The organism is Kluyvera sp. STS39-E (assembly GCF_040932435.1).
Taxonomy (GTDB): domain Bacteria; phylum Pseudomonadota; class Gammaproteobacteria; order Enterobacterales; family Enterobacteriaceae; genus Kluyvera.
Genome location: NZ_JBFQGA010000001.1, coordinates 131,166 through 144,995, shown reverse-complemented (window position 1 = coordinate 144,995; position 13,830 = coordinate 131,166). Strand labels below are relative to the sequence as shown.

Annotated in this window: 11 protein-coding genes and 1 other RNA gene; 4 read left to right on the top strand and 8 right to left on the bottom strand. The window is 51.6% G+C overall.

Annotated elements, in window-relative coordinates:
• Positions 1–63: 63 nt before the first annotated feature.
• The 6 genes from tdcA to AB4K05_RS00670 form a co-directional block, all read right to left on the bottom strand.
• Entirely contained in the window at positions 64–987 is a 924-nt protein-coding gene (gene tdcA / locus AB4K05_RS00695; RefSeq protein WP_368478148.1) for a transcriptional regulator TdcA, read from the bottom strand.
• A gap of 711 nt (positions 988–1,698) precedes the next feature.
• Positions 1,699–2,080, bottom strand: an RNA gene (gene rnpB, locus AB4K05_RS00690) — RNase P RNA component class A.
• A 32-nt stretch (positions 2,081–2,112) separates the two neighbouring features.
• Positions 2,113–3,258 (bottom strand): glycerate 2-kinase, encoded by a 1,146-nt coding sequence (gene garK, locus AB4K05_RS00685; protein ID WP_368478147.1) that lies wholly within the window; start codon positions 3,256–3,258, stop codon positions 2,113–2,115.
• A 96-nt stretch (positions 3,259–3,354) separates the two neighbouring features.
• Entirely contained in the window at positions 3,355–4,245 is an 891-nt protein-coding gene (gene garR, locus AB4K05_RS00680) for a 2-hydroxy-3-oxopropionate reductase (RefSeq protein WP_368478146.1), read from the bottom strand.
• Between the two features lie 29 nt (positions 4,246–4,274).
• The gene (garL, locus tag AB4K05_RS00675) at positions 4,275–5,045 is read right to left on the bottom strand and encodes a 2-dehydro-3-deoxyglucarate aldolase (RefSeq protein ID WP_368478145.1); all 771 of its coding nucleotides are present in this window, start codon (positions 5,043–5,045) and stop codon (positions 4,275–4,277) included.
• Positions 5,046–5,071: 26 nt separating this feature from the next.
• Positions 5,072–6,412: an MFS transporter gene (locus AB4K05_RS00670; protein WP_368478144.1), complete on the bottom strand. Its 1,341-nt coding sequence runs from the start codon at positions 6,410–6,412 to the stop codon at positions 5,072–5,074.
• A gap of 403 nt (positions 6,413–6,815) precedes the next feature.
• Between AB4K05_RS00670 and garD the strand changes: the two genes are divergently transcribed.
• Entirely contained in the window at positions 6,816–8,387 is a 1,572-nt protein-coding gene (gene garD / locus AB4K05_RS00665; RefSeq protein ID WP_368478143.1) for a galactarate dehydratase, read from the top strand.
• 101 nt (positions 8,388–8,488) lie between these two features.
• On the opposite strand, the gene AB4K05_RS00660 is transcribed toward garD, so the two are convergent.
• Together AB4K05_RS00660 and AB4K05_RS00655 are read right to left on the bottom strand one after the other, a co-directional pair.
• Complete coding sequence (locus AB4K05_RS00660; protein ID WP_368478142.1) at positions 8,489–9,442, bottom strand: sugar kinase; 954 nt, start codon at positions 9,440–9,442, stop codon at positions 8,489–8,491.
• A 10-nt stretch (positions 9,443–9,452) separates the two neighbouring features.
• A complete protein-coding gene (locus AB4K05_RS00655) occupies positions 9,453–10,286 on the bottom strand; it encodes a DeoR/GlpR family DNA-binding transcription regulator (protein WP_368478141.1) in 834 nt (277 codons plus the stop codon).
• A 316-nt stretch (positions 10,287–10,602) separates the two neighbouring features.
• Between AB4K05_RS00655 and AB4K05_RS00650 the strand changes: the two genes are divergently transcribed.
• Genes AB4K05_RS00650 through AB4K05_RS00640 form a run of 3 tightly spaced genes read left to right on the top strand, consistent with a single transcriptional unit; the run spans position 10,603 to position 13,821 of the window.
• The gene (locus AB4K05_RS00650; protein WP_368478140.1) at positions 10,603–11,457 is read left to right on the top strand and encodes a tagatose bisphosphate family class II aldolase; all 855 of its coding nucleotides are present in this window, start codon (positions 10,603–10,605) and stop codon (positions 11,455–11,457) included.
• Positions 11,458–11,480: 23 nt separating this feature from the next.
• Positions 11,481–12,398 carry a 1-phosphofructokinase gene (gene pfkB / locus AB4K05_RS00645; RefSeq protein WP_368478139.1) on the top strand — a complete coding sequence of 306 codons (918 nt, stop codon included), beginning with the start codon at positions 11,481–11,483 and terminating at the stop codon, positions 12,396–12,398.
• A gap of 10 nt (positions 12,399–12,408) precedes the next feature.
• Positions 12,409–13,821 (top strand): PTS fructose transporter subunit IIC, encoded by a 1,413-nt coding sequence (locus tag AB4K05_RS00640; protein ID WP_368478138.1) that lies wholly within the window; start codon positions 12,409–12,411, stop codon positions 13,819–13,821.
• The last annotated feature ends 9 nt before the right edge of the window (positions 13,822–13,830 follow it).

Sequence of the window (13,830 nt, the reverse complement as noted above, 5' to 3'; positions counted from 1 at the left end):
GCAGAGCTATAAAACAGCTCCGATGTTCTTTTAATTCTTTCGCTTTGTTAATCGCGTAAATATTTAATTCATCGCCACCGATTCAGGCGGAGAAGAGTATTTCTTAGCTAACTCGACTAATATTGAGGCCGGTTTTTTAATTCGATAATTCTTCGACCAAATGGCTGCATAGCGCGCTACAGGTAATACATCCTCAACCGGTAAGATAGTAAATTGGTCAGATCCAAATGGTGCAATCATGTCTTTTGGGATCACCGTCAGGAATCCTGCATTTAATACCAAGTTGTAGATGGTGACCACGGAATCTGTTTTAACGATATTTTCAGTGCTGATGTGATGAAGATGGAGGGTTGAGAGGAGTTCTTTGTAGTAGCCCATGTCGGTTTGTGGGAACACCCACTGCTCACCGGAGAGCGACTCCAGTGCGACCGTTGACGTACACGTTCGTAATTTGGAGGCCACCACCACAAACTCGGACTCAAACAGCGGCTCCACGTGCAAGTCCTGAAGCTGCATCTCATCGCTTAGCGTCCCAATCGCAAAATCTAACCGCCCATCGCGTAGCGCCGGTAAAAACGAAGAGAGCTGGGCTTCAAACATGGTCACCTGCGCCGCCGGGAATACCTGCTTAAAGGTTTTAATCATCTCCGGTAAGAAGGTGAAGCCAATTAGCGATGGATAGCCAAAAGAAACATCAACCACGCTGCTACAGCTCAGGCTGTTCATCTCATTGACCATATTCTTCATTTTGCGGGTAATCGACTCAGAATAACCGAGCAGCACCTGACCCGCGCTGGTCAGCGTCACGCCGGTATTTTTGCGCACCATCAGCTCGATACCAAAGTTAGATTCAATATCGTTGATAATTTTGCTGACCGCCGGTTGGGTCAAGCCAAGCTGCTTTGCCGCAGAGCCGAAAGATCCACTTCTAATGACTTCCTGGAACACGACGAGATGTTGCGTCTTAGGCAGAAGAACATTATCCATTTTTCTTTCTCCTCTTATTTCAACTTGGCGAGGTGGATTCTATTAAATATAGGCGGGCGAGATGTGTGCTACCACTCACAATTTACTTTAAACCCTTAATCACACAGTAACCACATAGCAATAAATCACTTATTTATCAATTTGTTAAGAATATTAAATATGGATTTGTACTGATTTTCATCAATAAAAACGGGGCATATAAATTTATTTTATGGCGATAAGAATTGAGGTTTTACTGATTTTTAAAATTAATTTTCACGATCATCTTTCAAGCAATTACAGGCTATTTTTCACACTATTACGCCAAGGCAATAATATTTTAAAAAATAAAATTAACTAGTAAAAAATGCAACTGTTACATCATTTCTTCGCCCACCATCACACAACACGACCGCCAATATACATTCACGTTAATATGTTTAGATCATTTGACTTAACAAAACAAAAACATAACCGTGACATCGCCGGACGTAAATCACTCCACATTTTTTCTGATTTAAGCAGTATCCAGGAGGGAACAGACGCCATTCTCAGCACAAAAAACTAATCGAAACGTTTAAATTGGCATTTTGTGCATCGCGTCGCATTTCGACAAAATGAGCGGATTTGTAACATCTGCGCAGATGAAAATAAGGAAAGGCTTATCGTTTTTTCACAGACTTCATCTTGGCCCCAAAAAGCAAAAACCCCGCCGAAGCGGGGTTTTTTAAGAGGTGAAACTGACCGATAAGCCGGGTTCTGTCGTTGGACAGTCATTCATCTAGGCCAGCAATCGCTCACTGGCTCAAGCAGCCTACCCGGGTTCAGTACGGGCCGTACCTTATGAACCCCTATTTGGCCTTGCTCCGGGTGGAGTTTACCGTGCCACGGACTGTTACCAGCCGCGCGGTGCGCTCTTACCGCACCCTTTCACCCTTACCTGATCCCACTTGCGTGGGCCATCGGCGGTTTGCTCTCTGTTGCACTGGTCGTGGGCTGTTACACCCCCCAGGCGTTACCTGGCACCTTGCCCTATGGAGCCCGGACTTTCCTCCCCTCCGCCCGTCTCCCCCGAAGAGGACGACGACGAAGCGGCGACTGTCTGGTCAGCTTCGGCGCGCAGTATAGAGGGTTCGCGCGCCTTTGTCACCCTTGCGTGCGCATCCCCACCTGCAAAGTGGCCGCGATATTGCGTGAGGCGCGATAAATGTTGTCCGACGCCCCTCGAAACGCCTCTTCCAGCGAGCTAATGCTAGTCAGAACGCTGAATACGGCATCAATGCCGTATTGATGCACCACGCCCACATCTGGCGTCAGGCTTCCGGCAATCCCAATCACCGGCTTATGGTATTTGCTGGCGACCTTTGCCACGCCAACCGGCACTTTGCCATGAATACTTTGACTGTCGAGTCGGCCTTCGCCCGTCACCACCAAGTTACAGTCGTGGATGTGCTCTTCCAGTTTTAACGCCTGAGTGACAATCTCAATGCCGCTCTTTAGCTCGGCGCCTAAAAATGCCATCAGCGCAGCGCCCATGCCGCCTGCCGCCCCTGCGCCGGGTACGTTTTTCACATCGATGCGCAGAGATGATTTAATCACGTCGGCATAGTGGCTAAGGTTGCTATCCAGCTCGCGGATCATCGCTTCATTGGCCCCTTTTTGTGGGCCAAAAATACGCGATGCGCCCTGCTCGCCCAGCAGTGGGTTGGTAACGTCGCAGGCCACGCGGATCGCGCAATGCGCCAACCGCGGGTCTAGGCCGGAAACGTCGATACTGTTTAAGGTCATCAGGCTACCGCCGCCGAAGCCAATCTCTTTACCGTTGGCATCGCAAAGCTTCGCACCGAGCGCCTGCATCATGCCCGCGCCGCCGTCGTTGGTGGCGCTGCCACCAATGCCGATAATGATATTGCTCGCGCCTTTATCCAGCGCGCTGAGGATAAGCTCGCCCGTGCCTCGCGAAGTCGTCAGCAGCGGGTTGCGCGCAGCGGGAGGCACCAGTGCAAGACCACTTGCTGCCGCCATTTCGATAATCGCGGTTGCGCCATCGCCGGACATCCCCCAGCAAGCATTGACCTTTTCGCCCAACGGGCCGGTCACCAGCGCGTGATGCTCTGTGCCCTGGGTCGCGGCGATCATCGCTTCAACCGTCCCCTCTCCGCCGTCGGCAACGGGAACAGAAACATAGTGAGCATCGGGGAAAATTTCCCGAAATCCTTTTTCTATCGCCTGAGCTACCTCGGTGGCAGAAAGGCTTTCTTTATATGAGTCAGGGGCGATTACGATTTTCATAGGGGTAGCCTGTTACTGCCTAGAACCGGATGACGTATCACTTATCCGGCCTACAGTGTCAGCCCGGTAGGCGCAGCGCCTCCGGGCATGACGTCATTAGCGAGAGATTTCGACTTTCGCCAGTTTCTCGTAGTAGCATGCGAGAGCGCTGTGGTCGGCGGTTCCCAGACCGTCGGCGCGCAGTGCCTGCATCATCTCCATCACCGCCGCCGTTAACGGCAGCTGTGCGCCCACGCCGTGGGAAGTATCCAGCGCATTGGCCAGATCCTTAATATGCAGGTCGATGCGAAAACCTGGCTTGAAGTTACGGTCCATGACCATCGGCGCTTTGGCGTCCAGCACGGTGCTCCCCGCCAAGCCGCCGCGAATCGCCTGATAAACCAAATCCGGGTTTACACCTGCTTTTGTCGCCAGCGTCAGGGCTTCGGACATCGCCGCGATATTCAGCGCGACGATCACCTGGTTTGCCAACTTAGTGACGTTACCCGCGCCGATTTCACCGGTGTGTACCACAGAGCCCGCCATCGATTTCAGCAAGTCGTAGAATTTATCGAAAATCGCCTTATCGCCGCCCACCATCACCGACAGGGTGCCGTCGATGGCTTTCGGCTCACCGCCGCTCACTGGGGCATCCAGCATGTCCACGCCCTTCGCCTTCAGCGCATCGCTAATTTCGCGGCTTGCCAGCGGAGCGATGGAGCTCATATCAATCAGCACAGTCCCCGGTTTCGCGCCCTCAATAATGCCGTTCTCACCCAGCGCAACCTCTTTAACATGCGGGGAGTTTGGCAGCATGGTGATGATCACATCACACTGCTCGGCAATCGCTTTTGGCGTGCTCGCCGCCTCCGCACCCGCCGCCATCACTTCAGCAACCGTTTCAGGATTGCGGTCAGAAACCACCAGCGAGTAACCCGCTTTAAGCAGGTTTTTACTCATCGGTTTACCCATGATACCTAGGCCAATAAAACCAACTTTCATCGTCATTTCCTCAAGTTTGCGTGTATTCGCGGTGGTTACTTTTTAAAGGCATCGGCGAGTTTTTGCGTCCCGGAACGGAACACGCCCAAATCGCTGCCGACGGCCACAAAGGTGGCGCCCCACTCCAGATAGCGGCGCGCATCGGCTTCGACCGGTGCCAAAATACCGCTTGGTTTACCGTGCGCTTTCGCACGAGCAAAGATATGTTTAATCGCCTGCTGGACTTCCGGGTGCGAAGCATTGCCGAGATGGCCTAGGGCCGCAGCCAGGTCGCTTGGGCCGACAAAAATGCCATCAACGCCGTCAGTTGCCGCGATAGCATCCACGCTATCAACACCCAGCTGGCTTTCAATCTGCACAAGGATGGTGATGTTCTGGTTGGACTGCGCGAAATAATCCGCCACGGTGCCAAACATGTTGCCGCGGTGGGAGACAGAAACACCGCGAATGCCTTCAGGCGGATAACGGGTAGAGGCGACCGCCTGCTCTGCCTGCTCCTGGGTTTCAACAAACGGGATCAGGAAGTTATAAAAACCGATATCCAGCATGCGTTTGATAATCACCGGTTCGTTGGTCGGGATACGGACCACCGGTGCGCTGGCGCTGCCTTTTAACGCCATCAGCTGCGGAATTAACGTGGTGATATCGTTCGGCGCATGTTCGCCGTCCAGCACCAGCCAGTCGAATCCGGCCAGGCCTAACACTTCGGTACTGATTGGGCTGGATAACGCTGACCAGCAACCAATTTGAACCTGATGCGCAGCCAGGGCTGCTTTGAATTTGTTAGGGAAAATCGCGTTATCCATTTTCATTACCTTAAGTTAGTCGTGACTTACTTACGCAGTTCCAGACGCTTAATGTCGCCCACTACAAACAGGTAGCAAACCATCATCATCAGCGCAGAGCAGCCTACAAAAATCAGTGCGCCATTAAAGGAGTGCAGCTCGCTGACGATATAGCCAATCACCAGCGGCGTAACGATTGAAGCAACGTTGCCGAACACGTTAAACACCCCGCCGCACAGGCCTACAATCTCTTTGGGCGCCACATCAGAGATAACTGGCCAGCCCAGAGCACCAAAACCTTTACCAAAGAACGCCAGTGCCATTAATGCCACCACCAGCGCCGTGTTATCGGTGTAATTACACAGAATAATCGTTGAGGCCAACAGCATGCCCAGCACGATTGGCAGTTTACGGGCAAAGGTCAGCGTACAGCCGCGGCGGATCAGGTAGTCAGAGAACAGCCCGCCCAGCACGCCGCCGGCAAAACCGCACAGTGCAGGAATCGACGCCACCATCCCGACTTTCAGAATCGACATGCCTTTATCCTGCACCAAGTAAATGGGGAACCAGGTGAGGAAGAACCAGGTGATGGTATTTAAGAAGTACTGGCCGAAGAAGATACCTAACATCATACGGCTACTGAGCAGCTGCTTGATGTAATCGAGCTTCGGACCCTTCGCCGCATCGCTGCCCGGCTTTTTATGGTCCATATCAACCACTGCGCCATTATCCGCAATGAATTTCAGCTCTTCTTTGCTCATCCGCGGATGGTCGGTTGGGTTGTGCACGAACTTCACCCATAAGCCGGTCAGCACGAAGCCAATCGCACCCATGACCGTAAAGACATGCTCCCAGCCCCACGCAAAGGTTAACCAGCCCAGCAGCGGCGAGAACAACGCGAGCGAGAAATACTGTGCAGAGTTAAAGATGGCCGATGCCGTGCCGCGCTCTTTGGTTGGGAACCAGGCCGCCACGATGCGGGCGTTAGCCGGGAAGGACGGTGCTTCTGAAAAGCCCAGCATAAAGCGCATGAAGAACATTGAGACGCCGGCCCACGCCAGCGGGAAAAAGCCAATAAAGCCCTGCAGGAAAGTAAACAGCGACCAGAAGAACAGGCTGTAGGTATAAACTTTCTTCGAGCCAAATTTATCCAGCAGCCAGCCACCGGGGATCTGCATGAGCAAGTAAGCCCAACCAAATGCAGAGAAGATATACCCCATTGAAATCGCGCTAAGATCCAGCTCCTTCGCGACGGATGTCCCGGCAATAGACAGCGTTGCACGGTCTGCATAGTTAACCGCTGTCACCATAAAAATAATGAATAAAATTAAATATCGGGTAGGCATACCCTTTTTTGACTCAGCCACATCAGCAGTATCGTGTATCATTTTATTATCCTCGGGTACAGGACACCTTAATTTTATTATTTTTTATTAAGGTGTATTTCGCTGACTATTTATTAACAACAATAATCTCAGAAAAAAATCAGATACCATGAAATCGAGATTCAGTATAATCAGGATGCCCCCTAGGCACATTGTGCAGACATCCAATTTACATGCTTATAAAATTCATTAAATTGATCATATGCACATAACACTGGGCGCTAATGCACAAATTCAACGATTGATGCCCTTGCCCCGCCTAGCATCGCGATGATGGGTGATCTACGTCACATTTTTAAAGCTAAACTCCTGACATTCTTTATTTCATCTTCACAGTACTTTTATTTCCTATAACCAGAAGCGAAGTACTTATATACCTTATTCTTTTGCTGGAGAATGCTGGACAATGGCTAACATTGAAATCAGACAAGAGTCGCCGACTGCCTTTTATATAAAAGTGCATGCAACCGATAATGTTGCAATTATTGTCAACGATAACGGATTAAAAGCGGGCACGCTTTTTCCTGATGGTCTGGAATTAATCGAACATATTCCCCAGGGCCATAAAGTCGCATTGGTGGATATTCCCCATAATGGCGAAATTATTCGCTACGGCGAAATCATTGGCTACGCGGTTCGCGACATCGCCAAAGGCAGTTGGATCGACGAATCCACCGTCTCCCTGCCAAAAGCACCACCACTCAATACGCTGCCGTTGGCGACCAAAGTCCCTGAGTCGCTGCCAGCGCTTGAGGGCTATACCTTTGAAGGCTACCGCAATGCGGACGGAAGCGTGGGAACGAAAAACCTGCTGGGCATTTCCACCAGCGTGCACTGCGTCGCGGGGGTGGTCGATTATGTAGTTAAAATCATTGAGCGCGACCTGCTGCCAAAATACCCGAACGTCGACGGCGTGGTTGGTCTAAACCACTTGTACGGCTGCGGTGTGGCGATCAACGCCCCGGCAGCCATTGTGCCCATCCGTACCATCCACAATATCGCGCTGAACCCAAACTTCGGCGGCGAGGTGATGGTGGTGGGTCTTGGCTGTGAGAAGCTGCAGCCGGAACGCCTGCTAGCAGGCACCGAGGATGTGCAGAGCATCCCGGTCGACAGCGCCAGCATCGTGCGTCTGCAAGATGAGCAGCACGTCGGATTTAAATCGATGGTCGAGGACATTCTTCTCGTCGCTGAACGCCACTTGGCAAAGCTCAACCAGCGTCAGCGCGAAACCTGCCCGGCTTCCGAACTGGTCGTAGGAATGCAGTGTGGCGGCAGCGATGCCTTCTCCGGCGTGACCGCCAACCCTGCGGTGGGATATGCCTCAGACCTGCTGGTACGTTGCGGTGCCACCGTGATGTTCTCAGAAGTCACCGAGGTCCGTGACGCCATCCACCTGCTAACGCCGCGTGCCATCAATGAGGAAGTGGGTAAACGGCTGCTTGAAGAGATGGCTTGGTACGATAACTATCTCGAGATGGGACAAACCGACCGCAGCGCTAACCCCTCTCCAGGTAACAAAAAAGGCGGGCTGGCTAATGTCGTCGAAAAAGCGCTCGGCTCAATTGCAAAATCAGGTAAGAGCGCGATTGTCGAGGTGCTGTCACCCGGTCAACGCCCCACCAAACGCGGTTTGATTTACGCCGCCACGCCTGCCAGCGACTTTGTTTGCGGCACCCAGCAGGTGGCATCGGGGATCACCGTGCAGGTTTTCACCACTGGTCGCGGTACGCCTTACGGCCTGATGGCGGTGCCCGTTATCAAGATGGCCACCCGCACCGAGCTTGCCAACCGCTGGTTTGACTTAATGGATATCAACGCCGGAACCATCGCCACCGGCGAAGAGACGATTGAAGACGTAGGACTGAAACTGTTCCTCTTTATTCTCGACGTGGCGAGCGGACGTAAGAAAACATTCTCGGATCAGTGGGGGCTGCATAACCAGCTGGCCGTCTTTAACCCGGCTCCGGTGACCTGATAGCCACAGATTGCTCTCTACCTATTTATCGGGCCTACAAATCAGAAAGTAACGATGACGTTGTAGGCCCGGTAAACCTGCGCCACCGGGCAATGTCCACTTTAAGCGGCTTGGTGGTGTGCGAGGAAAGCGGCGATTTGTGCGCGTGTCGAAGTGCCTTCCATTGGGCCACGCTGCGCAATAGCCAGTGAGCCGCTGGCATTGGCCCACTTCAGCGCTTCTGGTGGCAACATGCCGGATAAAAACAGGCTAACAAACGTCGCACCGAAACAGTCACCCGCGCCGGTTGGGTCTACCACCGGGACATTAAAGCCCGCAACATGATGAGTTTCCTCTCCGCTAAAGTAGCTCGCGCCACGCGGCCCACGCTTGATCACCACATGTTTTACGCCGCGTTTAAGCAACTTGTCGACTAAGACCTGCTCATCGCGACCGCGATTGAGGCCGAAGTAATCCAGTTCGCCATCGCTAGGTAAAAAGATATCCGTGTAATCCAAAATATACTCAAAGGCTTGAGACATCTCGGGAATATTAAGCATCTCTTTACGAATATTCGGGTCAAACGACACCGTGCCATTTCGTGATTTCACATTTTCAATCGCCTTTCGCATGGCGTCTATAATGCGGAACGAGAACAGCGACGATCCCATGATATGGAAGTGATTGCACTGGTTTAGCAGCGCCTCGTCGATGTGGTCAGCCGTCAACAGACCGCACGCGCTGTTGGGCATATTGAAAATGAAATCACGTTGAGCCTGATTGCGGTAGCTGACAAAAGCGCTGCCGGTCGTTGCCTTTGGTAACATCGCGATGCCGTTGACGTTGACGCCATCTTTTTCCAGTCGCGCAATGTTCATCTCGCCGAAAGCGTCGCTGCCCACACAGCTAAATAAGACCGACCCGAAGCCTAATTTCGCCACCTGATCGGCAAAAATAGCCGGAGCGCCGCTAGGATATGGCCCCCAAAACTCTCCCGGCCGCGAGAATCCCTGATTTTCTTCCTTGGCGAGGAACTCCACCAACAGCTCGCCGATGGTACATATAGTCACGTTCATCACCGCTCCTTCACTTCACTTTTTGCATCGCAGGATTGAGCCATGTCAGGCATTCATTGTTGGTATAGCTGTTGGTAAGCCCTGCCGCGAGAAATCGTGCATGGTATTCAGCTGCCACAACCTGCGGCGTTACGATGCCGCTGACCTGCTGTAACTCGGCCACGGCATAGCGCTTCTCACCATAAACCGGGCGCCTGGGCACCACCACTATCACGCGTTCGCTTTGCGTGACGGCTTCATGAAGCAGGCGCGCACGCGTTTCATTTCTCACGCTCAGCGTGCCGTCTTCAGCAATATGATCCACGGCAATGAGCGTCCGCGAAGGGCGATATTGACGGAATGCACTTAACGCCAGTTCCCCTTCGACTTCACTGCCCTCTCTGTTTAATACGCCACCCAGAAGTACGCTTTCACCGTTGAGAAACTCTTGTGCAAGAGGCACATGAGCCAAGTCATTCATCAGCAGACAAAGCTCTTCGTGTTCGGCAATAAAAGGGATCACCTTGCGTAATATTGAGCCGGGGCCCAAGAACACGGTATCGCCATCATCAATCTGCACGGCAACCTGACGCGCCATTTCGGTTTCCAATGCTTTATCGATAACGGCGGCAGCAGGCTCGCGGATTTGAACCACCGGAGTTGCCTGTTGCGCAGTATAAATTGCGCCACCAAACGAGCGCTTCAGATAGCCCTGCTGCTCCAGATAATTGAGGTCATTACGGATTGTCACTCCAGAAACGGCAAGCATCTCAGCCAGATCGTCGACTTTAATTTCTCCGTTTTTGCGTACGATCTCCGCAATATCTAAGCGTCTTTTCAGCAGGCTGGTTGACGGTTTTGCCACAGTGTTGTGCCTTTTTTGCTCTCGAGGAATAACTTTCATTTTTAAATTTTCATTTTCTTTTGTCAAACCGCAAGACAATGCGATGATCCATTAAGACAATAAAAATTATATTTTTCAAATAGATACTAACAATCATCACTCTTGCTAAAAATTTTAAAACGAAAGCCATCAGCAAATAATAACTTTCATTTTAAAAAGTAAATTAAGAGTTATGTGCATTCGATCACAACGCGATTGCGAAACGATCGCTAAATTACTTTCAAAACGTAAGAGTAAAGCTGAAATTAACTTTAATTTTGAAAACAAAGGGTCAATTATGTACATCATCTCTAGCAAAAACATGCTGTTAAAAGCTCAACGTAAGGGATATGCCGTCCCCGCTTTTAACATCCACAATCTGGAAACGATGCAGGTGGTGGTAGAAACTGCAGCCGAAATGCGCGCACCGTTGATCCTTGCCGGAACGCCGGGAACTTACAGTTATGCAGGCACCGGTAATGTGGTGGCGATCGCCCGCGATCTGGCAAAACTTTGGGATCAGCCGCTAGCACTGCATCTTGATCACCATGAAGATCTGGCTGATATCACACGTAAGGTCCAAGCAGGGATCCGCTCCGTTATGATCGACGGATCTCATTCTCCGTTTGAGGAAAACATTGCTCTCGTCAAAAGCGTGGTGGAACTTAGCCATCGCTACGATGCGAGCGTAGAAGCTGAGCTCGGCCGCTTAGGTGGTGTGGAAGATGATTTGGTCGTTGATGCCAAGGATGCGCTGTACACCAACCCAGAGCAGGCCCGTGAATTCGTCACTCGTACCGGTATTGATTCACTGGCAGTCGCCATCGGCACCGCACATGGAATGTACGCGGCTGAACCGAAACTCGACTTTGAACGCTTAGCCGCTATTCGCGATCGCGTTGATGTTCCGCTGGTGTTACATGGAGCTTCCGGTCTACCAGATGCAGACATCCGCCGGGCGATTTCATTGGGTGTCTGCAAAGTCAACGTAGCAACCGAGCTGAAAATTGCCTTCTCTGACGCGTTGAAACAGTACTTTATTGATAAGCCCGACGCTAACGATCCACGCTACTACATGAAGCCTGCGAAAGAAGCGATGAAAGAAGTTGTCCGCAAGGTCATTCACGTCTGCGGTTGCGAAGGTCAACTGTAGAATCCGGCGCAAGGAGCTTTGTCGTGATCCATACCCTGACGTTAAACACCGCCATTGACATGAATATATTTTGTCAGCCGCTACAGCCCTCGGCGGTTAATCGGACGCAGCACACCGAATATTGCCCTAATGGAAAAGGGGTTAACGTTTCCTTGGTACTTAACCACTTTGAGCAGCCCACGCACGTCATGGGCATATTTGGCGGCTTCACCGGTCACTATATTGTTGAAGAGCTGCGAAAACAGCATCTAAAAGTCACGCCGGCCTGGGTTTCCGAACCGACGCGCATTAATATTTTTATTAATGATGGTCAAGATGAATATAAGCTGGTAAATCCCGGCACCCGTATTGATGATGATTGCAAACAGCAGGTAATTCATCATTTAGATTGCGTACGTGCCGGTGATTATTTAGTAATTAGCGGCAGTTTACCGCCGGGAATTGAAAGCCGCTTTTATGCCGAGATCATGACGCTGTGCCAGAAAAAAGGCTGCGAAGTTATTTTGGATATTAGCCATCCATCACTACAACAACTCCTCGAATTTCACCCGCTGTTGATCAAACCCAACGACGATGAATTAAAGGAGATCTTTAACCTCAGCGTTGGAAGCACCCAGCAGGTCCAGGATGCCATGCAGACATTACACCACCTCGGCGCACGCAACGTGCTGCTGACGCTGGGCGCGAAAGGGCTCTATTTCTCCAACGGAGCAAAACTGTGGTTCTGCTCTGCGCCGGAAATAGAGCTGGTCAGCTCCGCCTGTGCAGGCGATGCCGCGCTCGGGGCATTCCTGAGCCGGTGGCTCAATAATGATGATGACGTCACCCATGCACTCGCGCTTGCCAGCGCAACGGGTGCCGACGTTGCAGGCTCCGCAGGTCTTGGAAAACTCAGCCGTACAGAAGAATTAAAACAACAGGTTCAAATCGTCCAATTATAAAGGCCCGATTATGAAAAAAATTATTGCAGTTACCGGCTGCCCTACAGGTATAGCCCATACATTTATGGCTGAAGAAGCCTTGAAAACCGCAGCAAAAAAATTAAATGTCGAGATTAAAATAGAAACCAACGGTGCTTCTGGCGTTGAGAATGCCATTACTACAGACGATTTAAAAGATATTTACGGCGTAATTATCGCCGCCGATAAAGATGTGAATGCTGAGCGTTTTAATGGTCTTCCCGTTATTGAGGTACCCGTAAAAGAAGCTATTCATCATCCCGTCGAGTTAATTAATAAAGTGGTAAACGGTCAGGCTACTCGCCGCCAGGGAATAACGGCGGCATCAGACTCGACTGAAAAATATGAGCAGGAATCGTTCGGGCGCCAAATCTATAAGCACTTAATGAGCGGCGTGTCGAACATGCTGCCATTCGTGGTGGCGGGTGGCATTCTGATTGCCCTCTCTTTTCTCTGGGGCATCTATTCAGCCGATCCCAACTCACCGCAGTACAACATTATTGCCGCCACCCTAATGAAGGTAGGCCAGCAGGCATTTTCCATCATGGTGCCGGTCTTTACTGCCTATATAGCGTGGTCGATTTCAGGGCGTCCCGGCATGGTTGCCGGCTTTGTTGGCGGCTTGCTGGCTAATGCTACCGGTGCTGGTTTCCTCGGCGGGATCATCGCCGGTTTCGCCGCCGGTTACTTTATGCTGTTGATTCGTAACCTGCTTAGCGGGCTGCCGCGCCAGTATGAGGGGCTGAAATCTATCTTCATCATGCCGCTGATTGGCGTGCTGGTGATTGGCGTGCTGATGGTGCTGCTTGGTCAACCCGTTGCCGCAATTAATAACGGCATGATGAGTTGGTTAAGCTCCTTGCAGCAGGCAAACCCGATACTGCTGGGAATTGTGGTTGGCGCGATGTGCTCCTTTGACTTCGGTGGCCCGGTGAATAAAGCCGCCTACGTGACCGGCACACTGCTGCTAGGCCAAGGAAACTTCTTCTTTATGGCGGGCGTCTCTGCGGCCTGCATTACCCCGCCGCTGGTCATCGCATTGGCCACCACCTTTTTCCCCAAAGGCTTCAGCGAAGAAGAACGGGCGGCAGGTATGGTGAACTACATTCTCGGCTGCACGCATATCACCGAAGGGGCGATTCCCTTTGCCGCGAAAGATCCGCTGCGCGTCATCCCGATGATGATGATCGCCTCCTCAATTTCCGCCGTCCTCAGCTACAGCCTGCATATCGAAGTCCCTGCACCGCACGGTGGCTTCTTAATTCTGCCGCTGGTGAACAAACCGCTGATTTGGGTGCTGTGTATTCTCGCGGGTTCCGCCTGCGGTGCGGTGATGCTGGGATTCTGGCGACTGTGGCAAAAACGTTCTCAGGAAGCGCTGGCGCTAGCCAACGCGGTCAAATAAGGAAAGCAC